This is a genomic window from Kitasatospora humi (genome assembly GCF_020907985.1).
GTDB lineage: Bacteria > Actinomycetota > Actinomycetes > Streptomycetales > Streptomycetaceae > Kitasatospora > Kitasatospora humi.
Genome location: NZ_JAJJPA010000077.1, coordinates 1 through 23,790, shown reverse-complemented (window position 1 = coordinate 23,790; position 23,790 = coordinate 1). Strand labels below are relative to the sequence as shown.

At 72.7% G+C, this 23,790-nt stretch carries 19 protein-coding genes; 4 read left to right on the top strand and 15 right to left on the bottom strand.

Going from position 1 to position 23,790, the window contains the following annotated elements; genetic code table 11:
- Window positions 1-87: 87 nt before the first annotated feature.
- The 15 genes from LN042_RS34470 to rsmH all read right to left on the bottom strand — a co-directional run bounded on the left by LN042_RS34470 (window position 88) and on the right by rsmH (window position 18,010).
- Entirely contained in the window at window positions 88-1,440 is a 1,353-nt protein-coding gene (locus LN042_RS34470; protein WP_230055394.1) for a DivIVA domain-containing protein, read from the bottom strand.
- 50 nt (window positions 1,441-1,490) lie between these two features.
- On the bottom strand, window positions 1,491-1,781 hold the full coding sequence (locus LN042_RS34465; RefSeq protein ID WP_101379928.1) for a YggT family protein: 291 nt from the start codon (window positions 1,779-1,781) through the stop codon (window positions 1,491-1,493).
- A gap of 81 nt (window positions 1,782-1,862) precedes the next feature.
- The gene (locus LN042_RS34460) at window positions 1,863-2,480 is read right to left on the bottom strand and encodes a cell division protein SepF (protein WP_141638045.1); all 618 of its coding nucleotides are present in this window, start codon (window positions 2,478-2,480) and stop codon (window positions 1,863-1,865) included.
- A gap of 269 nt (window positions 2,481-2,749) precedes the next feature.
- On the bottom strand, window positions 2,750-3,493 hold the full coding sequence (locus LN042_RS34455) for a YggS family pyridoxal phosphate-dependent enzyme (protein WP_230055393.1): 744 nt from the start codon (window positions 3,491-3,493) through the stop codon (window positions 2,750-2,752).
- Window positions 3,494-3,625: 132 nt separating this feature from the next.
- Window positions 3,626-4,831, bottom strand: coding sequence for a cell division protein FtsZ (ftsZ, locus tag LN042_RS34450; protein ID WP_230055392.1), 1,206 nt, complete (start codon window positions 4,829-4,831; stop codon window positions 3,626-3,628).
- Between the two features lie 391 nt (window positions 4,832-5,222).
- Entirely contained in the window at window positions 5,223-6,014 is a 792-nt protein-coding gene (locus LN042_RS34445; RefSeq protein ID WP_230055391.1) for a cell division protein FtsQ/DivIB, read from the bottom strand.
- Complete coding sequence (gene murG / locus LN042_RS34440; RefSeq protein ID WP_230055390.1) at window positions 6,007-7,113, bottom strand: undecaprenyldiphospho-muramoylpentapeptide beta-N-acetylglucosaminyltransferase; 1,107 nt, start codon at window positions 7,111-7,113, stop codon at window positions 6,007-6,009. The genes LN042_RS34445 and murG overlap by 8 nt, the downstream gene beginning before the upstream one ends.
- A 6-nt stretch (window positions 7,114-7,119) precedes the next feature.
- Window positions 7,120-8,481 (bottom strand): putative lipid II flippase FtsW, encoded by a 1,362-nt coding sequence (gene ftsW / locus LN042_RS34435; protein ID WP_372495870.1) that lies wholly within the window; start codon window positions 8,479-8,481, stop codon window positions 7,120-7,122.
- A 213-nt stretch (window positions 8,482-8,694) separates the two neighbouring features.
- Window positions 8,695-10,110, bottom strand: coding sequence for a UDP-N-acetylmuramoyl-L-alanine--D-glutamate ligase (gene murD / locus LN042_RS34430; RefSeq protein WP_230055396.1), 1,416 nt, complete (start codon window positions 10,108-10,110; stop codon window positions 8,695-8,697).
- Window positions 10,110-11,171, bottom strand: coding sequence for a phospho-N-acetylmuramoyl-pentapeptide-transferase (mraY, locus tag LN042_RS34425; protein ID WP_230055389.1), 1,062 nt, complete (start codon window positions 11,169-11,171; stop codon window positions 10,110-10,112). Before mraY ends, murD begins: the two co-directional genes overlap by 1 nt.
- A complete protein-coding gene (locus LN042_RS34420; RefSeq protein WP_230055388.1) occupies window positions 11,168-12,574 on the bottom strand; it encodes a UDP-N-acetylmuramoyl-tripeptide--D-alanyl-D-alanine ligase in 1,407 nt (468 codons plus the stop codon). Before LN042_RS34420 ends, mraY begins: the two co-directional genes overlap by 4 nt.
- Complete coding sequence (locus LN042_RS34415) at window positions 12,571-14,235, bottom strand: UDP-N-acetylmuramoyl-L-alanyl-D-glutamate--2,6-diaminopimelate ligase (protein WP_372495869.1); 1,665 nt, start codon at window positions 14,233-14,235, stop codon at window positions 12,571-12,573. The genes LN042_RS34420 and LN042_RS34415 overlap by 4 nt, the downstream gene beginning before the upstream one ends.
- Window positions 14,236-14,239: 4 nt before the next feature.
- Window positions 14,240-16,396 carry a peptidoglycan D,D-transpeptidase FtsI family protein gene (locus LN042_RS34410; protein WP_308191914.1) on the bottom strand — a complete coding sequence of 719 codons (2,157 nt, stop codon included), beginning with the start codon at window positions 16,394-16,396 and terminating at the stop codon, window positions 14,240-14,242.
- Window positions 16,393-17,010 carry a cell division protein FtsL gene (ftsL, locus tag LN042_RS34405; RefSeq protein ID WP_308191913.1) on the bottom strand — a complete coding sequence of 206 codons (618 nt, stop codon included), beginning with the start codon at window positions 17,008-17,010 and terminating at the stop codon, window positions 16,393-16,395. Before ftsL ends, LN042_RS34410 begins: the two co-directional genes overlap by 4 nt.
- 31 nt (window positions 17,011-17,041) lie before the next feature.
- On the bottom strand, window positions 17,042-18,010 hold the full coding sequence (rsmH, locus tag LN042_RS34400; protein WP_230055386.1) for a 16S rRNA (cytosine(1402)-N(4))-methyltransferase RsmH: 969 nt from the start codon (window positions 18,008-18,010) through the stop codon (window positions 17,042-17,044).
- A 349-nt stretch (window positions 18,011-18,359) separates the two neighbouring features.
- Here rsmH and LN042_RS34395 point away from each other — a divergent pair, with 349 nt between their 5' ends.
- From LN042_RS34395 to LN042_RS34380, 4 genes are all read left to right on the top strand, one after another.
- A complete protein-coding gene (locus LN042_RS34395) occupies window positions 18,360-18,896 on the top strand; it encodes a beta-class carbonic anhydrase (RefSeq protein ID WP_230055385.1) in 537 nt (178 codons plus the stop codon).
- A gap of 144 nt (window positions 18,897-19,040) precedes the next feature.
- On the top strand, window positions 19,041-20,018 hold the full coding sequence (locus LN042_RS34390; RefSeq protein WP_230055384.1) for an AAA family ATPase: 978 nt from the start codon (window positions 19,041-19,043) through the stop codon (window positions 20,016-20,018).
- A gap of 1 nt (window position 20,019) precedes the next feature.
- Window positions 20,020-21,357, top strand: a complete 1,338-nt coding sequence (locus LN042_RS34385) for a DUF58 domain-containing protein (protein WP_230055383.1) — start codon at window positions 20,020-20,022, stop codon at window positions 21,355-21,357.
- Window positions 21,354-23,780 (top strand): transglutaminase TgpA family protein, encoded by a 2,427-nt coding sequence (locus LN042_RS34380; RefSeq protein ID WP_230055382.1) that lies wholly within the window; start codon window positions 21,354-21,356, stop codon window positions 23,778-23,780. Before LN042_RS34385 ends, LN042_RS34380 begins: the two co-directional genes overlap by 4 nt.
- The last annotated feature ends 10 nt before the right edge of the window (window positions 23,781-23,790 follow it).

The window sequence follows — 23,790 nt, the reverse complement described above, 5'->3', positions numbered from 1 at the left end:
GCACCGGCCGCCGACCCGACGGCGGCACGAACGAGGGCGCCCCCGCCGCGATCGCGGTGGGGGCGCCCTCGGAGGTGTCGAACCGGCTCAGTTGTCGCCGTCCTCGTCGATGAGGAAGCCGCGCATCGGGGCCGGGGCCTGCTGCATGGGCTGCATCGGCTGGGGCGGCTGCGGGCGGACCGCGGCCATCGGCTGGGTCATCCCGGCCGGGGCCATCTGCGGGGCGCCGCTGCCCGTGGGCTGACCGCCGCCGAACGACGGCTGGCCGCCGCCGAACGACGGGGAGCTGCCCCCGAACGACGGGCTGGAGCCGCCGAAGGAGGACTGGCCGCCGAACGACGGGGCACCGGTGGAGGCCATCGAGGAGGCCGCCGGCGGCAGCGAGGCGGTGGCCGGGATCCGCGGCGGCGCCAGCGAGTCGTCCGCCTGCGACTCCAGCTGGCGCAGCTGGGTCTCCAGGTAGGACTTCAGGCGGGTGCGGTACTCGCGCTCGAAGGCGCGCAGGTCCTCGACCTTGCGCTCCAGGGTGGCGCGGGCGGACTCCAGGGAGCCCATCGCGACCCGGTGCTTCTCCTGGGCGTCCCGCTCCAGCGCGTCAGCCTTGGCACGGGCGTCCCGCTCCAGGCCCTCGGCACGGCTGCGGGCCTCACCGACGATCTTGTTGGCCTCGGACCGCGCCTCGGAGATGGCCTGGTCGGCGGTCTGCTGGGCGAGCGCCAGCACCCGGGCGGCGCTGTCGCCACCGGGACCCTGCTGCTGCATCGGGCCGCCGAGCGGACCGCCACCGAGCGGACCGCCCATCGGCGCCAGCTGCTGCTGGCCGCCCATGGTCTGGCCCATCTGCTGCGGCAGCTGGCCACCCATCGGGCCGCCCTGCTGCATCGGCGATGGCATCGGCTGCAGCATCTGACCGCCCATCGGCTGCACCAGCTGCTGCTGGCCGCCCATGGTGCCCATGCCCTGCTGCTGCGGCGGCATGCCCTGCTGCTGCTGCATCGGCTGCATGCCCTGCTGCTGCATCGGACCGCCCTGGCCCGGCATCTGGCCCTGCTGCGGCGGCATGCCCTGACCGGCCGGCAGCTGCGGAGCGCCGGACGGCAGACCCAGCGGCTGACCGCCCATCTGCTGCTGAGGCTGGGGCTGCTGCTGACCGGGACCCTGCTGGCCAGGGACCGGCGGGCCGGATATGGCGGCGGGCACCGGAGCGCCGGGCCGCTGCGCGTCCTGCGGCGGCTCCTTGCGCATGTTCGCCTGGTTCTGCGCGGCGGCCCGGGTCGCGGCGGCGAGCTTGGCCCGCAGGTCCTCGTTCTCGCGCAGCAGGCGGGTCAGCTCGGCTTCGACCTCGTCGAGGAAGGCATCGACCTCGTCCTCGTCATAGCCTTCGCGCAAGCGGACGGTCGTGAACTGCTTGTTCCGAACGTCCTCGGGGGTCAACGGCATCTCTTCACCTCAACGTGATCGTCGGCACAGATGGCATCCTGCCGCATCGCTCACCACGGCAGACGCTGCACGAGCGAGATCAGGGCATACACAATGATCATCAGTACGAAGAAGGACAGGTCGAGCGCCACGCCCCCGAGACGCAACGGCGGGATGAACCGCCGGAGAAGCTTGAGTGGCGGATCCGTGACAGTGTACGTGGCCTCCAGGAGCACCACCATGGCCTTGCCCGGCCGCCAGGAGCGGGCGAACTGGAAGACCCAGTCCATGACCAGGCGGAACAGCAGAATCACCAGGAAGACGGTCAGTGCGTAGTAGAGCACTGCCCCCACGATCCCCATCGGGTATCCCTCTCCCGGTTTCTTCCGCTACCGCTTGGTCACTCACTGTCCATCGAGTCCACACATGACGTCGTGGCCGGGTCAGCTCTGGTTGAAGAACCCACCCTCGGCGATCCGAGCCTTGTCCTCCGCCGTGACATCGACGTTAGCAGGAGACAGCAGGAACACCTTCTGAGTCACGCGCTCAATGCTGCCGTGCAGACCGAAGACGAGTCCAGCCGCGAAGTCTACGAGCCGCTTCGCGTCGGTGTCGTCCATCTCGGTCAGATTCATGATCACCGGGGTGCCGCCGCGGAACTGTTCCCCGATGGTACGGGCCTCGTTGTAGGTCCTCGGGTGCAGCGTGGTGATGCGGTACGACTCCCGCTCGTTGACGACCTTGGGCATGATCACCGGGGCACTCTTCTCCAGGTTCTGACGGCGTTCGGGTGTGATGGACGACACGGGGGCCATCCGGGGCTGCTCCTGCCGGATCGGCACGGCGGCCGCCACCGGCTGGGGTTGGGGCGCGATCGAGGCGACCTGCGCCGTGGGGGCGGCGGCGGGCGCCGCCGGTCGCGGGATGTCCTCGGTCCGTCCGGTCCGGATCGGCTCGGGGTCCGTGTCGTAGTCGTCGTCCGGGTCGTAACCCTGGCCGTCGTACGTCTCGTCCTCCACGAGGCCGAGGTAGACCGCCATCTTGCGCATTGCGCCGGCCATGCTCCTGTCCTCCGCTCTGTGGTGGATCGGCTCGGTCACCGGCCTGGCCCGCGAAACCCGGCTCCTTCGAGTACGGTGACCCAAGGAGCCGGGTGTCCAGGACCGCGGTCCGCCCACTCCCCGTCAGGTCCCGACTACGGTGAGCCGACGACCCGTCAGTCCGTGTGCGTGGCCGCGGCCTTACGATCCACGATGTGCTGTCGGTTCAGCAGGACCAATCCGTGATTTGTCCTGATTTGTCCTGCAGTCTGATCTACTACCCGGTGACGTTACCCGAGGGGTGACCTCGCACCGAGCACCGCCGTACCGACGCGTACATGTGTCGCTCCGGCGGCGATCGCCTGCTCGAGGTCGCCGCTCATCCCTGCGGACACCATCGTGGCAGCCGGATGGCCCTCGCGTACGGCGGTTGAGATTTCCGCCAGACGCGTAAAGGCGGCGGACGGGTCGTCAGCGAACGGACCGGTCAGCGGAGCGACCGTCATCACGCCGTCCAGCCGCAGCCCGGGCGCGTCGGCGATCAGATCGGCCAATTCCCGCACCTGCTCCGGGGGCACCCCGGCCCGGCCCTGCGCCGTGCCGCCGTCGAAGGCGACCTGCACCAGGCAGCCCAGCTCCGGACGCTCGGCCTTCAGCACCGCCTCGGAGAGGGCGCTGACCAGGCGGGACCGGTCGACCGAGTGAACATGGTGCGCGTAGCGCACCACCGAGCGCACCTTGTTGGTCTGCAACTGCCCGACGAAGTGCCAGGTCAGCGGGAGGTCGGCACAGTCGGCCGCCTTGGGCGCGGCGTCCTGGTCGCGGTTCTCGGCAACGTGCCGCACCCCGAGCGAGGCGAGCAGCCGGGTGTCCGAGGCGGGGTAGGTCTTGGTGACCACGACCAGGGTCACCTCGGAGCGGGGCCGACCGGCCGCCGCGCAGGCCGCGTCGATCCGCCGTTCGACCGCGGCGAGGCCGGCGCGGAGCTGCTCCAGGCGCCCGGCCGGGAACCCGGCCGACTGTCCGTTCGTCATGTCCCCTGTCCCTCCTCTGCTCTTGGTGCCGCTCACACGACGATGCCCACCCCGGCCGGTGGCGGGATGGGCATCGAACCCTGCAAAAGATCTTACAAATCCTTCGCGCCGTGCCTTGCTGCAGACCGCGCTCTACTTCAGGAAATCCGGCACGTCCAGCTCCTCGGCCGGGCTCTCCACGTAGGGCAGCCGGGTCGGCTGCACCTGCGGCGGCACCGGCGGAACCACCGGGGCCTCCGGCCTGGCCGGGGCCGACGCGGTCGCCGGGGTGCTCTCCTCGGTCGAACGACCCGTCACCGCGCCGACGCCACCGTAGGGTCGGGCGGCCGGACGCTCGGCGGGCGGGGCCGGGGTGCTCTTCACCACCGGCTCGCGCACGATGGCCGGCGGCTGGCCGCCGTCGAAGCCGGCCGCGATCACGGTGACCCGGACTTCGTCGCCCAGCGCGTCGTCGATCACCGCACCGAAGATGATGTTCGCCTCGGGGTGCGCCGCCTCGCTGACCAGCTGCGCCGACTCGTTGATCTCGAACAGGCCGAGGTCGGAGCCGCCGGAGATGGAGAGCAGCACACCGCGGGCGCCGTCGATCGAGGCCTCCAGCAGCGGCGAGGAGATCGCCATCACGGCGGCCGCCTTGGCGCGGTCCTCACCGCGCGCCGAGCCGATTCCCATCAGCGCCGAGCCGGCGTCCGACATGACCGACTTGACGTCGGCGAAGTCCAGGTTGATCAGACCCGGGGTGGTGATCAGGTCGGTGATGCCCTGGACACCGGAGAGCAGCACCTGGTCGGCGGAGCGGAACGCGTCCAGCACGCTGACCTGGCGGTCGGAGATGGAGAGCAGCCGGTCGTTCGGGATGACGATCAGGGTGTCCACCTCCTCGCGCAGCGAGGCGATGCCGTCCTCGGCCTGGTTGGCCCGGCGGCGGCCCTCGAAGGTGAACGGGCGGGTGACCACGCCGATGGTCAGCGCGCCGAGCGAGCGGGCGATGTTGGCCACCACCGGCGCGCCGCCGGTGCCGGTGCCGCCGCCCTCACCGGCCGTGACGAAGACCATGTCGGCCCCCTTGAGGACCTCCTCGATCTCCTCGCGGTGGTCCTCGGCGGCCTTGCGGCCGACCTCCGGGTTGGCGCCGGCGCCGAGGCCGCGGGTGAGCTCCCGGCCGACGTCGAGCTTGACGTCGGCGTCGCTCATCAGCAGGGCCTGCGCGTCGGTGTTGATCGCGATGAACTCGACGCCCTTCAGACCGACCTCGATCATCCGGTTGATGGCGTTGACACCGCCGCCGCCGATACCGACGACCTTGATGACTGCGAGGTAGTTCTGCGGTGCTGCCACGTCGAAGGCCTCTCGCCTCGGATGTCCGGGTCGGCTTCCTGGGTCTGGGAGAGCCGACGGATGTCGATGGGTGGGGAGCCCGGTTCCTGACTGATTGTCCGAAATGGAGACCGCCGACCCGAACCCTGAACTTGACGTTTAGAGTTCACGCCGCGCCTGCGTCAACGAGCCGCGAGGCACAGCCTGGTGACACAGGACACTAAGTGCCGGGCGGGTCCGTGTTCAACGAACACGCCGAGCTTCCCTTTTTTCTTTTGAGCCTATGTGATCATCGCCCAGTGACAAGCACCAGGCTCATCCCTGGAGCCGTTGGAGGTTTGATCACCCAGGGTCGGGGACGCACCGACGGATCGTCAATGACCCCCGACCATCAGAACCTACCGGATTTCGGTCAACTCGAGATCGCCGGGGCGTCAGGAGCGGTCACGTCGTAGACCTTGGCGGACTGCTTCATCAGCGCCTGCAGCACGACCGCCTTGCGGTCGGTCTGGTCCGGGCTCCCCCAACGGATCGTCACCCCGTTCGACAGTCCGATCTCGATGTCGTCATACGAACGGACCAGCAATGACGGGCCCTGCTTGGCGACCTCGGCCGGCAGGCCGGCCGCCACCCGCACCGCGCCCCGCACCAGCTCGGCCTCCGGCAGCACCGCGGCGGCGTCCTGGGCGGCCCTGCTGAGCTGCAGCTGCACCACCGGAACCCCCGCCGGTGGTGTGTCCGCGGTGGCGAAACTCACCCCAGATGAATCCATTTGAGTGAACTTTCCGTCAGGACCCTTGACAGCTGCCACAGGCTGACGCTCGATCACCTTGATGCGCAGGGTGTGCGGCCAGCCGCGCCAGGCCTCGACCCGGGCCACCCGGGGGATCGCCTGGACGCGGTGCTCCACCGCGTCCAGGTCGACCCGGGCGAGCGGACCGTGCTGCAGCGGCCCGACCGCCTGGCGCACCTCATCCACCGTCAGCTGGTCGTTCTGCAGGCCCTGGACGGCGACCACGCGCACGTCCAGCACCGAGGAGAAGAAGATCACCCAGCCGATCACGGCCAGCAGCAGGGCGCCCAGCGAGCCGAGCACCACGATGCCGCGCCGGGAGAGCCGCAGCGGGACCCGGACCGGCTCGTCCGGGTCCTCCTCCGGCTCCGCGGCGCGGGGCCGCCGTTCACCGACCGACCGGTCAGCCACGTCGCCGGCCGCCGCGCGCCGCGTCGATCGCCTCGTAGACCATGCCGACCAGCAGCTCGTCGGCGTCCCGGCGGCCGAACTCGGCGGCCGCCCGGCTCATGTCCCACAGCCGCTGCGGGTCGGTGAGCACCGGGAGGACGTTGGCCATCACCCAGTCCGGGGTCAGCTCGGCGTCGTCCACCAGCAGACCGCCGCCGGCCTTCACCATCGGCTGGGCGTTCAGCCGCTGCTCGCCGTTGCCGATCGGCAGCGGCACGAAGGCGGCCGGCAGGCCGACCGCGGCCAGCTCGGCCACCGTCATCGCGCCGGCCCGGCAGAGCATCAGGTCGGCGGCGGCATAGGCCAGGTCCATCCGGTCGACGTAGGGCAGCGCCCGGTACGGCGGCATGCCGGGGATGTCGTCGACCTGCGGCAGCTCGTTCTTCGGGCCGACCGCGTGCAGGATCTGCACGCCGTACTGCTGCAGCCGCGGCGCGATCGCCTGGACGGTCTCGTTGAGCCGCCGGGCGCCCTGCGAGCCACCGGAGACCAGCAGGGTGGGCAGCCGCTGGTCCAGGCCGAAGTAGGCCCGGGCCTCGGGGCGCACCGCGTTGCGGTCCAGGGTGGCGATGGTCCGGCGCAGCGGGATGCCGATGTAGCGCGAGTCGCGCAGCTTGCTGTCCGGGGTGGAGACCGCCACGAAGTCGCTGTAGCGGGCGCCGATCTTGTTGGCCAGACCCGGGCGGGCGTTGGCCTCGTGCACCACGATCGGCACCCCGGCCCGCTTGGCCGCCAGGTAGGCCGGCATCGCCACGTAGCCGCCGAAGCCCACCACCACGTCGGCCTTGACCCGCTCGATGATGTCCTGCGCGGCCCGGACGGTGCCGCGCAGCCGGCCCGGAACGGTGATCAGCTCGGGGGTGGGCTTGCGGGGCAGCGGAACGGCCGGAATCAGCTCCAGCTGGTAGCCGCGTTCGGGCACCAGCCGGGTCTCCAGGCCGCGCTCGGTGCCGAGCGCGGTGATGCCGATGCTGGGGTCGTGCCTGCGCAGCGCGTCCGCGAGCGCCATGGCCGGCTCGATGTGGCCGGCGGTGCCTCCGCCGGCGAGTACGACATGCACCGAAATTCACCGCTCCCTGCGCGGCGGCCGGGGAGCCGGCCGCGCTGTGGTTCGTCGTCGTGGCAGCACCCGGCGCAGACCTGTCCTGAACCGGGACTTCGAGCTCCTGGCGGCGAGCGCCGCCTTGGCTCCGGGAATGCTGCGTGCGAAGCAGAGCAGCATTCCGATTGCCGTCATGGCCGACAGCATCGCGGATCCCCCGTAGGAGAACAGCGGGAGGGGCACGCCCGCGATGGGCAGCAGTCCCAGCGCCGACCCCAGGTTGATCACGGCCTGGGCCATGATCCACGTAGTGGCGGCTCCCGCGGCATACCTGACGAAGGAATCCTTCGTGCCGATGGCCACTCGGATACCCGCATACCCTAGTGCCGCGAAGAGACCGATGACCGACAGCGTCCCCACCAGACCCAGTTCCTCACCGGTCGCGGCGAAGATGAAGTCGGTGTGCGCCTCGGGCAGCTGGCCCCACTTCTCGTAGCCGGCGCCCAGGCCGGTGCCGAAGGTGCCGCCCAGCCCGAAGGCGTAGAGGCCGTGCAATGCCTGGAAGCAGTCGTGGCCCGGGACCGGCTTGGTGATGCCGATGCAGGACAGCCGGTCCAGCCGGTGCGGCACCGTGATGATCAGCGCGGTGCAGGCCACCACCGCGATGCCCAGGGTGGCGACGAACAGCCGCAGCGGCGCGCCGACCATCCACAGCAGCGCGAAGACCATGGCCACCAGGATCATCGAGGTGCCCATGTCGCCGCCGAGCATGATCAGCATCAGCAGCACCAGGGCGCCCGGCACGAGCGGCACCAGCAGGTGCTTCCACTGGGTCAGGGTGCCGGCCTTCTGCTTGCGGGCCAGCAGGTCGGCCGCCCAGAGCAGCAGCGCCAGCTTGGCGAACTCCGAGGGCTGCACCTGGAAGAAGCCGAAGTTCAGCCAGTTCCGGTTGCCGTTGACCTTCATCCCGATGCCGGGGATGGCCACCAGCACCATCGCGCCGATCGAACCCAGCAGCACCGGATAGGCGAGCACCCGGTGCACCGCGACCGGCACCCGGGCGGCGGCCACCAGCAGCACACCGCCCAGCAGCACCGCGACCAGCTGCTTGCGGAAGAAGAACTGGCCGGGCAGGCCGTCCTGGATCGCGGTGATGTTGGACGACGAGAAGACCATCACCAGGCCCAGCACCAGCAGCAGCGAGGCCGAGCCGAGCAGCAGGTAGTAGGGCGTCAGTGGGCGGCTCAGGGTGTAGCGCAGCCGCTCCCGCAGGGCCCGCAGCCGACCCGCCGGCCCCTGGGCCTTGAAGACCGTGCTGGTGGCGGAGAACAGCGCCGAGCCCTCGGAGGACGGCGGGGTCGTCTCCGCCTTGCTCTGACCCGCCACCGCGCCGTCCCTCTGTGTTGGTCGCCCCTCGCCGCCGGGCCCTGTGACCCGGTGCCGACACCCTTCGCTGCCCCGCTCCCTCCCCCTCCTCGCCCGCGATCGGGCAGGAGGGGCCCGGCTCGGTCGCGCAGTCGCTCGTCCCCGCCGCGGAGCGGCTGGTCGAGCACGTCCGCCACCGGCGGGCCCTCCGGCTCGGGCGGAGCCCCGAACCCGCTAGTCCGCCAGTCCCCGCACCGCCTCGGCGAAGAGGTCACCCCGCTCGCCGTAGTTGGTGAACATGTCCATCGAGGCGCAGGCGGGGGCGAGCAGCACGGTGTCCCCCGGCCGGGCGAGCTCGGCGGCCGCCCGGACCACCGCGGTCATCGCCACCGCGCCAGTCTGGCCTTCGGCCGCTTCGATCACCGGTACATCCGGGGCGTGTCGCGCCAGCGCCTCGCGGATCAGCCCGCGGTCGGCGCCGATCAGCACGGCGGCCCGCAGCCGGCCGCCCGCCTCCCTGGCCAGGTCGTCGAACTCGGCGCCCTTGGCCAGTCCGCCCGCGATCCAGACGATCGGGTCGTAGGCGCGCAGCGAGGCGGCGGCCGCGTGGGTGTTGGTGGCCTTGGAGTCGTCCACGTACGTGACGCCACCGACCTCGGCGACCTTGGCGATCCGGTGCGCGTCCGGGCGGAAGGCCCGCAGGCCGTCCCGGACCGCCTTGGCGTCCACGCCGTAGGCGCGGGCCAGCGCGGCGGCGGCCAGCGCGTTGGCGATGTTGTGCGGGGCCGGCGGGTCCACGTCGGCGACCGAACCGATCTCGGCCGCGTTCTTGGCCCGGTCCGGCACGAAGGCGCGGTCCACCAGCAGCTCGTCGACCACGCCGAACTGGGAGAGCCCCGGGGTGCCCAGGCCGAAGCCGATGGCCCGGCAGCCCTCCTCGACGTCGGCCTCCCGGACCAGCTCCTCGGTCGCCGGGTCGGCCAGGTTGTAGACGCAGGCCACCTGGTTGCCCTGGTAGATCCGGCCCTTGTCGGCCGCGTAGGCCTCCATCGAGCCGTGCCAGTCCAGGTGGTCGGGGGCCAGGTTGAGCACGGCCGCCGAGTGCACCCGCAGGGACGGCGCCCAGTGCAGCTGGTAGCTGGAGAGCTCGACGGCGAGCACGTCGTACGGCTCCTCGGCGAGCACCGCGTCCAGCACCGAGACGCCCACGTTGCCGACGGCGGCGGTGCGCTTGCCCGCGGCGGTGAGGATCGAGGCGAGCATCTGGACCGTGGTGGTCTTGCCGTTGGTGCCGGTGACGGCCAGCCAGGGGGCCGGCTCACCGGTGTCCGGCAGCGGCTCGCGCAGCCGCCAGGCCAGCTCGACGTCGCCCCAGACCGGCACTCCGGCCCGGTCGGCGGCGGCGAACAGCGGGCTGCTCGGCGGCCAGCCGGGCGAGGTGACGACCAGTCGGGTGCCCTCGGACAGCGTGTCCGCGTCACCGAGGCGCACCTCGATGCCGGTGAGCTCGGCGGCCCGGTCCCGCAGCACCGGGCTGTCGCCGCCGTCCACCACGGTGACCCGGGCGCCCAGGTCGCGCAGCACCCGGGCCGCGCTGACCCCGGAGACGCCCAGGCCCGCCACGGTGACCGGAAGGTCCTGCCAGTCCATCAGTTCGTCATCCAACCCGCGTAGAAGAGTCCGAGGCCGACGGCGACGCAGAGCCCCTGGATGATCCAGAACCGGACCACGATCAGGACTTCGCTCCAACCCTTCAGTTCGAAGTGGTGCTGGAGTGGTGCCATCTTGAAGACGCGCTTGCCGGTCAGCCGGAAGGAGCCGACCTGGATGATCACCGACAGAGTGATGATCACGAAGAGACCGCCGAGCAGCGCCAGCAGCAGTTCGGTGCGCGAGCAGATCGCCAGACCGGCGAGCGCGCCACCGAGGGCCAGCGAGCCGGTGTCACCCATGAAGATCTTGGCCGGCGAGGTGTTCCACCACAGGAAACCGAAGCAGGAGCCCATCAGGCCGGCGGCCACCACCGCGAGGTCCAGCGGATCGCGCACCTCGTAGCACTTGGCGGTGGCGGTGATCACGTTGGCGCAGCTCTGGTTGTACTCCCAGACGCAGATGAAGGTGTACGCGCCGAAGACCAGCACCGAGGCGCCGGTGGCCAAGCCGTCCAGACCGTCCGTCAGGTTCACGCCGTTCGACATCGCCGCGATCATGAAGTACGCGAAGATGACGAACAGCACCGGACCGATCGACCAGCCGAAGTCCTGGGTGAACGACAGGTGCATGGAGGCCGGGGTGATCCCGCGGCTGTCCTTGAACTCCAGTGCCAGGATCGCGAAGCCGAGGCCCACGATCGACTGGCCGGCCAGCTTCGCCTTGGCCCGCAGGCCCAGCGAGCGGCGCTTGACCACCTTGATGTAGTCGTCCAGGAAGCCGACCAGTCCCAGACCCGCCATCAGGAAGAGCACCAGCAGGCCGGAGACCCGCGGCGCCGCCCCGACGATCGCCTTGGTCGCGAAGTACGCGATCAGGGTCGCCAGGATGAAGGCGATGCCGCCCATGGTGGGCGTGCCCTTCTTGCTGTGATGGGCCTTGGGCCCGTCGTCCCGGATGTACTGGCCGTAGCCGTGCCGCGCCAGCAGCTTGATCAGGGCCGGCGTGCCGAGCAGCGACAGCACCAGACCGATCATGCCGGAGAACAGGATCTGCTTCACTGGGCGGCACCATCCGCGAGGAGGGCCTCGGCCACCCTCTCCAGTCCCACCGAACGGCTGGCCTTCACCAGCACCACGTCCCCTGGCCGCAGCTGATCGCGCAGCAGCTCGACCGCCGCGTCCGCGTCGGACACCAGCACCGACTCCTCACCCCACGAACCTTCGTTCCTCGCGCCCAGTTCCATGCGGGCCGCCTCCCGTCCGCCCACCGCCACCAGCTTGGTGACGTCGAGTCGGACCGCGAGCCGGCCGATGGCGTCGTGCTCGTCGAGGCTCTCCTCGCCGAGCTCCCGCATCTCGCCGAGCACCGCCCAGGTGCGGCGGCGCTCCGGACCGCGGCCGCCCATCGTGGCGAGCGCGCGCAGCGCGGCCCGCATCGACTCCGGGTTCGCGTTGTACGCGTCGTTCACGACGGTCACGCCGTCGGCCCGGTCGACGACTTCCATGCGCCAGCGGGACAGCGCACCGGCCTCGCCCAGGGCGATGGCGGTGTCGTCGACGGACAGCCCGAGCTCCATCGCCACCGCGGCGGCGGCGAGGGCGTTCGAGACGTGGTGCTCACCGTACAGGCGCAGTCGTACCGGAGCGGAACCGGCTGGGGTGGTCAGCGTGAACGATGGACGGCCGGTGGAGTCCAGGCGAACGTCCTGTGCCCGAACGTCGGCCATCGGGCTCTCGCCGAACAGCACCACCCTCGCCCTGGTACGGTCGGCCATCGCACGCACCAGCGGGTCGTCGGCGTTGAGCAGCGCGGTGCCGTCCGCCGGCAGCGACTCGACCAACTCGCCCTTGGCCTGCGCGATGCCCTCCTTGGAGCCGAACTCGCCCAGGTGGGCCGAGCCGACGTTCAGCACCAGGCCGATCGACGGGCGGGCCAGCTCGCACAGGTAGGCGATGTCGCCCTTGTGCCGGGCGCCCATCTCCAGGACCAGGTGCCGGGTGTCCTCCTCGACCCGGGCGGCCGTCAGCGGGAAGCCCAACTCGTTGTTGAGCGAGCCCTCGGTGGCCACCGTGGGGCCGAGCTTGGAGAGCAGCTGGGCGATCAGGTCCTTGGTGCTGGTCTTGCCGGCCGAGCCGGTCAGCGCCACCAGCCGGGCGTCCTTGGCCCGCTCCACCACGGCGCGGCCGATCAGGCCGAGCGCCCGCTGCGCGTCGGGCACCACCACGGCGGGCACCCCGACCGGGCGCTCCGCCAGCACCGCCACCGCACCGGCGGCCACCGCGCGCTCGGCGTAGTCATGGCCGTCCACCTGCTCCCCGCGGAAGGCGGCGAACAGGCTGCCCGCCTCGACCTTCCGGGAGTCGATCACCACCGGGCCGGTGACCCGCGCCTGCGGGTCCGCCACCTCGGACAGCTCACCGCCCGTCACGGCGGCCAGCTCCGCCAGGGTCAGTGCGATCACGACTGCTCCACTCCTCGCTGCTCGGGCTCGGTGTGCCGGGCCACCGCCGCGCGCAGCACCTCCCGGTCATCGAACGGGCGTACCTCGCCCTTGACGTACTGGCCCAGCTCGTGGCCCTTGCCGGCCACCAGCACGGTGTCCCCCGGGTGCGCCCGGCCCACCGCTTCGGCGATCGCCTCGGCCCGGTCCGGTACCACCAGCACCTCGCCGCGCTCCTGCTCGGGCACCTCGGCGGCGCCGGCCAGCATGCTGGCCAGGATCGTCAGCGGGTCCTCGGAACGCGGGTTGTCGCTGGTCAGCACCGCGGTGTCGGCGAGCCGGGCGGCGATGGCGCCCATCGGGCCGCGCTTGAACGGGTCGCGGTCGCCACCGCAGCCGATCACCACGTGCAGCCGGCCCTTGGTCACCTCGCGCAGCGAGCCGAGCACCGCCCGCAGCGCGTCCGGCTTGTGCGCGTAGTCCACCACCGCGACGTAGTCCTGCCCGGCGTCCACCCGCTCCAGCCGGCCCGGCACGCCCGGGGACGCGGCCAGTCCGGCGACCGCGGCGGCCAGCGGCAGCCCGGCGGTGACCAGGGCGGTGATCGCGGCCAGCGCGTTGGAGACGTTGAACGGGCCGGGCAGCGGCACCTCGGCCCGCGCCGACTCTCCGCCGGGTCCGCTCACCGTGAAGGTGGAGCTCGCCGGGCCCAGCTGCACGTCCACCGCGCGCCAGTCGGCCTCCGGGTCGCCGGTCGCCGAGAAGGTGGTGACCGGCAGCACGGTCTCGCCGGCCAGCCGGCGGCCGTACTCCTCGTCCAGGTTGATCACCGCGGCGGCCGCCAGGTCGGGCTCGAACAACCGGGCCTTGGCCCGGTAGTAGTCCTCCATGTCCGGGTGGAAGTCGAGGTGCTCGGGCGTCAGGTTGTTGAAAACCGCCACGTCGTAGCGGACCCCGTCGACCCGGCCGAAGACCAGCGCGTGGCTGGAGACCTCCATCACCACCGAGTCGGCGCCGCGCTCGCGCATCACCGCGAGGATCGCGTGCAGGTCGGTCGCCTCCGGGGTGGTGCGCTCGCTCTTGATCCGCTCGTCGCCGACCCGCATCTCCACGGTGCCGATCACGCCGGGCATCCGCCGCGCACCCTTGAGGCCGGCCTCGACCAGGTACGAGGTGGTGGTCTTGCCGTTGGTCCCGGTGATCCCGATGGTCAGCAGGGCACGGGACGGCTCGCCGTAGATCCGGGCGGCCAGCCGGCCCATCCAGGCCCGCGGCTGCTCGACCACCAGCACCGGCACGGCCAGCGGCCCGGCCTGCTCGGCACCGGCCCGGTCGGTCAGCACCGCGACGGCGCCGTCGGCAACCGCGGCGGCGGCGAAGGCCGCACCGTGGTGGTTGGCGCCACCGAAGGCCACGTACAGGTCACCCGGGCGCACCGCGCGCGAGTCGTGCGTGATGCCGGTCGCCGGCGCGCCCTCGACCGGGGCGAGGCCCAGCAGATCGGCCAGCTCGGCGAGCGGAGTGGGCACCGTCCCGGTCGGTCGGGGCGGGCTCACACTGGTTTGGTCTGATTTCGGCACGGCGGGCAGGTTATCGGGCGCGGGGCGCTGGAAGCCAAGCGAGTCGCCCGGCGTCCCTTGGGGCGCCGGGGGGTCGACGGGCAGGGGTGTGACAGGGTTCACAGGTTCAGGGCTTCCACTCGACGGGCAGGTTCGGAGGTTCACTGCCGCTCGGCGGCACCTGCAGGGTCTTCAGGGCGAACTCCATCACCTGCTTGAACACCGGACCGCACAGCTGGCCGCCGAAGTGGCCGTTCTGCGGGTTCTGGATGACGCAGGAGACGGTCACCCGGGGCGCGTCGGCCGGGGCGAAGCCGATGAACGAGGCGGTGTAACCGTTGTACTTCCCGGTTTGCGGGTCGACCCGGTTGGCGGTTCCGGTCTTGCCGGCGACCCGGTAGCCGGGGATCTGGGCGGTGTTGCCGGTGCCCTGCTCGTCGCTGACGACGGACTCCAGCATCTCCTCCAGGGTCTTGGCGGTCTCCGGCTTCACCACCCGGCTCTGCGCGCCGGGGGCGGCCGGGGTGTAGTGGCCGTCCGGGCCGGTGATGCCGGCCACCACGCTGGGCGTCACCCGCACCCCGCCGTTGGCGATGGTGGAGTAGACCGAGGTGGCCTGCAGCGCGTTGACCGACAGGCCCTGGCCGAACGGGATGGTGAACTGCTGGGAGCCCTGCCAGCTCTTCGGGTCGGCCAGCAGGCCCCGGGTCTCGCCGGGGAAGTCGAGCCCGGTGGGCTGGCCGATGCCGAACTTCTGCAGGTAGCCGCCGAGCACCTGGTTCGCCTGCTGCTGGGTCGGCCCGAGGCGCCCGGCCGCCTCGATGGTGCCGATGTTGGACGACTTGGCGAGCACCCCGGCCAGCGTCAGGTACCAGGTGCCGTGGTCGACGTCGTCGTGGAAGACGTGGTCGCCGCGCTGCAGCGTGCCCGGCACCGTGACGTGCGCGTCCCAGTTGGCGGTGCCGGTGTCCAGCACCGCCGCCATGGTCATCAGCTTGGCGGTGGAGCCGGGTTCGAAGGCGTCCTGCACGGCGGTGTTGCCGAGGTCCTCGGGCCGGGCGCTGGACAGGTCGTTGGGGTTGAAGGTGGGCGAGGTGGCCATCGCCAGGATCTGGCCGGTCTTCACGTCCTGGACGATCACGTAGCCCTTGTCCGCGCCCGCCGCGGCCACCTGGTCGGTGATGGCCCGCTGGGCGGCCCACTGGATGTCCCGGTTGATGGTCAGCCGGACGTCGCTGCCGGGCACGGGATCCTGCTGGGAGCCGCCGCTGGTGGGGATCGGCTGGGTGCCGCTGACCGCGCCGGTGCGGCGGCCGTCCTTGCCGGCCAGCTGCTGCTGGTACTGCAGCTCCAGGCCGCCGGCGCCGGCGCCCTCCCCGTTGACGAAGCCGACCAGGTTGGCCGCCAGCCCGTCGCTCGGGTAGACCCGGGCGGTGGTCTCGGTGAAGAAGATCCCCTCCAGCGGGTCCACGCAGGCGGAGTCGATGGTGCTGTGGCCGCCCTGGGCGACGATCTTGGCGGCCTTGGCCTTCTGTGCGCGGCAGACGGCGGTGTCGGTCTTCTTGATCAGCGCGTTGCGCAGGTCGGTGATCCGGGTGCGGGCCCGCGGGGTCTGCCTGGGCGCCACGGTGACGCCCCTGCCCTTCGCCCGCAGCTTGGCCACCACCTTGTCCCGCGGCATGTTCAGGATCGGGGCCAGCAGATCGGCGGCCTGCTCGGGACCGTCCGGCACGTAGAGCGCGTCCTGGGAGAACATCGTCGGGTCGGCGGTGACGTCGTAGGCGTCCACGGTGGTGGCCAGCGCCACCCCGTCCGCCGTCGTTATCGAGCCGCGGTCGGCGGGCAGCGGGACGTCCACGTAGCGGTAGGTGCCGGCGTCGGCGGCCAGGCCGGCGGAGTCCACCAGCTGGATCTGCACCAGGCGGGCCGCGAACAGCGAGAAGACGGTGGCGAGCGCCACCGTGACCACCCGCAGCCGGCGCTTGGGGTCGGCCAGCTTGAGCCGCTTGGGCTGCGGGCGGGCCGGCGGTCGCTTGGCGGCGGGCCGGGTGCCCGGGCGGGCCTGGGCGGCGGACCCGGGCGCCTTGGCCGACCCGGGCGCCTTGGCCGAGCCGGGCGCCTTGGCCGGCCCCACCCGGCCGGCCGCCTCGGGTCGGCGGGACGCGGCCGGGCGCGGGCGGGCGGCGCCGTCGGCCCGGTCGCCGGTGCGGCGCTGCTGCGGGGTGGCCGGGCGGTCGCGGCGCGGCGGCTCGCCGGGGGTGCGGGGACGGCGGGGCGTGGTCATCGGCTGCTTCCGCTCGGGCTGGTCGACGGGCTCACGGGGTCGACCCGCAGGGTGCCCTCGCCGGTGGCCGCCGGGTCGGGGGCGGCGGGCGGGCCGGCCGGCGCGGGCGACGGCGCCGGGGCGACCGGCTGGTCCGACTGGTCGGACGGGGGCTGGCCGGTGCCCGGCCACAGGCCGTCGTCGGAGCGCTTGACCGGCGGGCTGTCCTTGGCCGGCCCCGGGGAACCGATCACCTTGCCGCTGTCCAGGAGGAAGGCCGGATCGCCGCCGGGCACCATGCCGAGCCGACGGGCCGCGCTCTCCAGTGCGTCCGGGGCCGCCCGGCGGTCGATCTCCTGCTGCAGCGCCTGCTGCTGGTCGGTCAGCGTGCTGGTCTGCTTCTGCAGCTTGGCCAGCTCGAAGGAGTTCTCGTTCAGCGTGGTGTTGAGCATCAGCAGCCCCAGCAGGCCGAGCGCCAGCAGCACCACCACCAGTACCACGAACGGCGTCCGCCCCTGGACGCTGCCGCGCGGCGACCGGCCGGGGCGCACGGTGATCCGTGCCCGCCCCAACTGCCCCGGCAGCAGCCGGCCCTGCTGGATGCCCTCGCCGGCCCGCACCGTCTTCTCCCTCACTGTCGCCCCGCCGTCGCCCCCCGGAGGGTGCCTAGTGCTTCCGGTCCCTGATCCTCTCCGCCACCCGCAGCCGGACGGGCGCGGCGCGCCGGTTCTCCTCGATCTCCGCCTCCGTGGCCAGTTCGGCACCACGGGTGATCAGCTTCAGCCAGGGCTGGTGCTCTTCGGGGACGAACGGCAGTCCGGGCGGCGCGGTGCTGGTCGCGCCGGCCGCGAAGTACTGCTTGACCAGGCGGTCCTCCAGCGACTGGTAGGACATCACGGCGATCCGGCCGCCGACCGCCAGCACGTCCAGCGCGCCCGGGATCGCCCGGTCCAGCACCTCCAGCTCGCCGTTGACCTCGATCCGCAGCGCCTGGAAGGTCCGCTTGGCCGGGTTGCCGCCGGTGCGCCGGGTGGCCGCCGGAATGGCGGCCCGCACCAACTCCACCAGACGCGCGCTGGTGGTGAACGGTTCCTTCTCCCGCTCCCGCACGATCACCGAGGCGATCTTGCCGGCGAACCGCTCCTCGCCGTAGACCTTGAGGATCCGGGCCAGCTCGCCGTGGCTGTAGGTGTTGAGCACCTCGGCCGCGCTGATCCCGCGGCTCTGGTCCATCCGCATGTCCAGCGGCGCGTCCTGGGCGTAGGCGAAGCCGCGCTCCGCCTCGTCCAGCTGCATCGAGGAGACGCCGAGGTCGAAGAGCAGCCCCTGCACCCGCTCGATGCCCAGCTCGTGGAGCACCTCGGGGATCTCGTCGTAGACCGCGTGCACCAGGGTGGCCCGGTCACCGAACGGCGCCAGCCGCTCACCGGCCAGCCGCAGCGCCGCCGGGTCGCGGTCCACGGCGACCAGCCGGACCTCGGGGAACTGGGTGAGCAGCGCCTCGCTGTGGCCGCCGAGACCCAGGGTGGCGTCCACCACCACGGCGCCGGGCTCGGAGATCGCCGGGGCCAGCGCGTCCATGCAGCGCTGCAGCATGACCGGGACGTGCTTGGGGTCCGGAGTGCCAGTGGGCATGCGCGTCGGGCGCCTTTCGTCGGTACGGAGCCGCTGGTCAGGCCTTGCCCGAGGGGTGGCCGGCCGCGGTGGATCGGACCATTCTCGCCCACCGCGCCGCAGGGATCCGACGCCGCCCGTGGTCCCCGCCCGCTCAGAAGGGGAAGGCGGTACCGCCAGGCGCCGGGGAAGGTGCGTCGGGTGGCACGGAGCGGGAGGAGGCCGCAGGCTGCGTACGGTCCGTCAGACTACCGTCCGCGTCCGCGCGACCCGAAGGCGCCACGCGAGCCATATGCGCTCCGTCACAACCGGGTGGTAAGCCCGGCTGCGCACTCCCCGTGGCCAGCGCTTTCCTACTACGGTCGTACCCATGCCTGACTCTTCGGTTCCCACCCCGGCCCAGGCCCCGGCCGGCACCAAGACCATCACCGACCGCCTCGTCGAGGCCAACCGTGAGTACGCGGTCACCTTCAGGGACGGCGGCATGGACGCCCGCCCGGTGCAGCGGGTCGCCGTGGTCGCCTGCATGGACGCCCGCCTCGACCTGTTCGCCGCCCTCGGCCTGGAGCTCGGTGACTCCCACATCATCCGCAACGCGGGCGGCGTGGTCACCGACGACACCATCCGCTCCCTGACCATCAGCCAGCGCGCCCTGGGTACCCGCTCGGTCGTCCTGATCCACCACACCGGCTGCGGTCTGCTCGGGCTCACCGAGGACTTCCGCCACGAGCTGGAGCTGGAGGTCGGCCAGCGCCCGCAGTGGGCCGTGGAGGCCTTCGTCGACCTGGACGGCGACGTCCGCCAGTCCATGCAGCGGGTCCGCACCTCCCCGTTCCTGCCCCACACGGACGACGTGCGCGGTTTTGTCTTCGACGTGCACACCGGTCTGCTCCGCGAGATCCACTGACCGTCGCCGCGGGCCCGGCCAACGGTGTCCGGGCCACGCGTCGCTCCATCGGGTGACTTTCGGCCACCGCTCAGGGAAGAATGCGCCTACGGTCGGTACCCGGACAGGCGGGGCCGGCGCGAGGAGGGGCGAGGAGCACTCAGGGTGACGACCTACAACGAGCGGACCGGTACGACCGGTCTGCCCGAGCTGAACGCGATCGTCGAGCGGGTCCGCGCTTCAGTGGAGAGCGTGATCGAGGGCAAGCCGGAGGCCGTCCGGATCGCGCTCACCGTGATGCTGGCCGAGGGCCACCTGCTCCTGGAGGACGTTCCCGGCGTCGGCAAGACCATGCTCGCCAAGGCCCTGGCCAAGTCGGTCGACTGCTCGGTCCGCCGGATCCAGTTCACCCCCGACCTGCTGCCCTCCGACGTCACCGGCACCAACGTGTTCGACCAGCAGCAGCTGGACTTCGAGTTCCGGCCCGGCGCGATCTTCGCGCAGATCGTGGTCGGCGACGAGATCAACCGGGCCTCCCCCAAGACCCAGTCGGCACTGCTGGAGTCGATGGCCGAGCGCCAGGTCACCATCGACGGCACCACCTACGAGCTGCCCTCCCCGTTCATGGTCATCGCCACCCAGAACCCGGTGGAGATGGAGGGCACCTACCCGCTCCCGGAGGCGCAGCGGGACCGCTTCATGGCCCGGATCTCCATCGGCTACCCCAGCCCCGAGGCCGAGTTGGCGATGCTCGACGTGCACGGTGGCGCCTCGCCGCTGGACGACCTGCAGCCGGTCGCGCAGGCCGCCGACATCCTCAAGCTGATCGAGTTGGTGCGCACCGTGCACGTGGCCGACAGCGTCCGCCGGTACGCGGTCGACCTGGTGACCGCCACCCGCACCTCCCCCGAACTGCGGCTCGGCGCCTCGCCCCGGGCCACCCTGCACCTGATCCGCGCCGCCCGGGCCGCCGCCGCGCTGGCCGGCCGCGACTACGTGGTGCCCGACGACATCCAGGCGCTCGCCGTGCCGATCCTGGCGCACCGCCTGCTGCCCACCGCCGAAGCCCAGTTGAGCCGGCGAAGCGCCGAGCAGATCGTGCTGGAGATGGTCCGCCGAGTGCCCGTTCCGCAGGGCCGCTGAGGTGGCCACCGACGGCGCCCCGACCGGATTCCGGACGGGGCTGCGCGGCCTGACCACCCGGGGCCGCTCCTTCCTCGCGGCCGGCGTCACCGCGGTGCTCTGCTCCTACCTGCTGGGGCAGAGCGCCCTGCTGCAGGCCGGGGTGCTGCTGGCCGCGCTGCCGCTGCTGGCCGCCGCGCTGGTGCTGCGCACCCGCTACCGGGTGGCCGGCGGTCGGCGGCTCGCCCCGCACCGGGTGCCGGCCGGCCAGGAGGCCCGGGTGCACCTGCGGGTGGACAACATCTCCCGGGTGCCGACCGGGCTGCTGATGCTGGAGGACAAGGTCCCGTACGTGCTGGGGCCGCGGCCTCGGTTCGTGCTGGACCGGGTCGAGCCGCACGGCTACCGCGAGGTGTCCTACCGGGTCCGTTCCGATCTGCGCGGGCGCTACCCGCTCGGCCCGCTGCAGCTGCGGCTGACCGACCCGTTCGGCATGTGCGAGCTGACCCGCTCGTTCAGCGCCGCCGACACCCTGACCGTGGTGCCGCTGGTGCAGCCGCTGCCGCCGGTCAAGCTGGCCGGCGGGTGGGCCGGCTACGGCGACAGCCACTCCCGCGCGGTCGCCCTGGCCGGCGACGACGACGCCGTGCCGCGCGAGTACCGGCACGGCGACGACCTGCGCCGGGTGCACTGGAAGTCCACCGCCAAGTACGGCGAACTGATGGTCCGCCGCGAGGAGCAGCCGCTCAAGGCGCGGGCCACCGTGCTGCTGGACACCCGGGAGATCGGGCACCGCGGCGCCGGACCGGCCTCCTCCTTCGAATGGGCGGTGAACTGCGCCGCCTCGGTCGGGCACCACCTGCTGGAGCGCGGCTACCAGACCCGGCTGCTCACCGACAACGGCACCCAGGTGCCGCCGGCGCTGACCGGCGGCCACCACAGCTCGGTCAGCGAGTCGATCGGCCTGCTGCTCGACGAGCTGGCGGTCGTCCAGCACTCCAGCGGCGGCGGGCTGGCCCGCGCCGAGGAGGTGCTGCGCCACGGCGGCGAGGGCCTGCTGGTGGCGATCGTCGGCGCGCTGGACGACGAGCAGGTGGCGGGGCTGGGCCGGCTGCGGCGCAGCGCGGGCGCGGCGGTCGCGTTCGTGCTGGACACCGCCAGCTGGAGCAGCCTGCGCCAGTCGGCGCCGGCCGGGCCGGACGAAGGCTCCCAGCGCCGGCTGCGGCTGCTCCGCGAGGCCGGCTGGACGGTGCTGGCGGCCCGGGCCGGCGACTCCGTGCCCGATCTGTGGCGGATGGCGGATGTGAACGCCCAGGCGGCCGCGGCCGCGCCGGGCCGGAAGGGAACGGTCAGCCGATGACCACGCAGACCCGACTGACGGTCTACGCGGCGCTCGCCACCCTGCTGGCGATGGCCACCCTGACCCCGCTGCTGGAGCCCAACAACTGGGTGCTGCCCGCGACCCTGCAGATCGTGGTGGTGGCGGGAGCGGGCGCCGGACTGCGCCGCCTCCCGGTGCCCCGGGTGCTGGTGCCGCTCATCCAGCTGCTGCTGGTGTTCTACCTGCTGATGTTCGGCGCGGTGCGGTCGGCGCTGACCCTCGGGGTGCTGCCCGGGGCGCACGCCGTCCAGGCCCTCTCCGACCTGCTCGACAGCGCCGGCAGCGACATCGGCACGTACACCATCCCGGCCCCGGCCACCCCCGGCCTGCGGTTCCTGCTGGTCGCCTCGACCGCGGTGATCGCGGTGCTGGTCGACGCCCTGGCCGTGACCTTCCGCAGGGCGGCGGCGGCCGGGCTGCCGCTGCTGGCGCTGTACTGCGTGGGCAGCGGGCTGAACCCCACCGGCCAGGGCGGCGTGCCGTGGTTCTGGTTCCTGCTGGCCGGCGGCGGCTACCTGGCGCTGCTGTACGCCGAGGGCGGCGACCGGCTGTCCCGCTGGGGCCGGGTCTTCCGCGGTTCCGCCGCCTCCGACGGCCGCGGCGGGCTGCCCACCGGCGGTCGCCGGATCGGCGTGCTGGCGCTGGCCTGCGCCACCGTGCTGGGCGCGGCGCTGCCCGCCAGTGACGGGTTCAACCTGCTGAAGGGCGGCTCGGGCGGCGACGGCACCGGCTCCGGCGGCCACAGCATCAACGCGCTCAGCCCCATGGTCTCGCTCGCCGACGGGCTGCGCCGGCAGGACGACGAGCCGCTGGTCCACTACCACGGCACCGACCCGGCACTGCGCGACGCCTACCTGCGCATCACCGCGCTGGACGACTTCGACGGCGTCGAGTGGAAGCCCGGCAGCGAGGATCTCAAGCCGGTGCCGACGTCCGCCTTCCCGGCGCCGGACGGGCTGGACCCGTCGGTCAGCGCGCCGGAGATGACCACCGACGTCAGCCTCGGATCCGACCTCAGCACCCAGTGGCTGCCCGCGCCGTACCCGATCAGCCGGATCAAGCTGAAGGACGGCGGCTGGCGCTACGAGCCGGACACCCGCTCGGTGATCGCCGGCAACGGCCAGCAGGCCGGCGGGCTGACCTACACGGTGACCTCGTACAACGTCACTCCCACCGCGGACCAGCTGCGGCAGGCCGGGGCCCCGCCCAGCGCGATCACCGACCGCTACACCAAGGTGCCCGACGACCTGCCGTCCATGGTGCGCGACCTCGCCCACCAGGTGACGGCCGGCCGGGGGACCGCCTACGACCAGGCGGTGGCCCTGCAGAACTGGTTCACCGTCACCGGCGGCTTCCGCTACAACACCGACGTGGACGCGGGAACCGGGCCGCAGGCGATCGCCAAGTTCCTGGAGGACAAGCAGGGCTTCTGCGTGCACTTCGCGGCCACCATGGCGGCGATGGCCCGCACCCTGGGCATTCCGGCCCGGGTGGCGGTCGGGTTCGCCCCCGGCGAGGACCTGGGCGACGGCAACTTCCAGGTCGGCACCAAGAACTACCACGCCTGGCCGGAGCTGTACTTCGCCGGCGTCGGCTGGCTGCGGTTCGAGCCGACGCCGAGCATCGGCGTGGCCCCGGCCTACAGCACCGAGCAGGCGGCCCCGCAGCCGACCAGCTCCGCCACCGAGGCGAGCGCCCAGCCCACCGCCCAGGGCGGCGCGTCCAGCTCGGCCGCGGCCGATTGCCCGGCGGCGCTGCGCAGGCAGGGCGGCTGCCCGGCCCAGCAGTCGGCGGCGCCGGTGGCGGCGGCGCCGACCGCGAGCGGGACGCCCTGGCAGCTGCCGGCGCTGCTGGCGGCGATCGCGGTGGTGGTGCTGCTGCTGTTGAGCCCGATGCTGTGGCGCGACCGGGTGCGGCGGCGCCGGCTCGGCGACGGGCGGCGGCGGCCCGGCGGTCCGGGCGGCGGCGAGCTGACCGGGGATCAGGTGCTGGCCGCCTGGCAGGAGCTGATCGACAGTGCCTGGGACCTGGGCATCCCGCCGGACGAGGCGCTCAGCCCACGGCACACGGTGCGCCGGATCAGCGAGGCCGGCGGGCTGGACGAGCAGAGCTCGGTGGCGGCCGGGCGGGTGGCGCTGGCCACCGAGCGGGTGCTCTACGCCCGCGAGCCGGGGCTGTCAGCGCCGCTGGCCGGCGATGTGCGCACCGCGCGGAACGGCCTGCGGGCCACCGCGGGCCGTCGGCGGCGGCTGCGCGCGGTGCTGCTGCCGGCGTCGGCCGCCCGGGTGCTGTGGCGGGCCGGGGACCGGTCGCGGGCGGTGCGGGAGGGGCTGCGCGCCCGGCTGGGCCGGCTCGGTGAGCGGACCGCGGGCCGGCTGCGGCGCCGCAAATCGCGGCGGTAGCGGGGCACAA

Coding starts and splice junctions, on each gene's coding strand:
- LN042_RS34465 (WP_101379928.1), bottom strand. CDS start 1,781: ATGGGGATCGTGGGGGCAGTGCTCTACTACGCACTGACCGTCTTCCTG.
- rsmH (WP_230055386.1), bottom strand. CDS start 18,010: ATGCCCACTGGCACTCCGGACCCCAAGCACGTCCCGGTCATGCTGCAG.
- LN042_RS34460 (WP_141638045.1), bottom strand. CDS start 2,480: ATGGCCGGCGCAATGCGCAAGATGGCGGTCTACCTCGGCCTCGTGGAG.
- LN042_RS34410 (WP_308191914.1), bottom strand. CDS start 16,396: ATGACCACGCCCCGCCGTCCCCGCACCCCCGGCGAGCCGCCGCGCCGC.
- LN042_RS34395 (WP_230055385.1), top strand. CDS start 18,360: ATGCCTGACTCTTCGGTTCCCACCCCGGCCCAGGCCCCGGCCGGCACC.
- LN042_RS34455 (WP_230055393.1), bottom strand. CDS start 3,493: ATGACGAACGGACAGTCGGCCGGGTTCCCGGCCGGGCGCCTGGAGCAG.
- murD (WP_230055396.1), bottom strand. CDS start 10,110: ATGGACTGGCAGGACCTTCCGGTCACCGTGGCGGGCCTGGGCGTCTCC.
- LN042_RS34380 (WP_230055382.1), top strand. CDS start 21,354: ATGACCACGCAGACCCGACTGACGGTCTACGCGGCGCTCGCCACCCTG.
- LN042_RS34470 (WP_230055394.1), bottom strand. CDS start 1,440: ATGCCGTTGACCCCCGAGGACGTTCGGAACAAGCAGTTCACGACCGTC.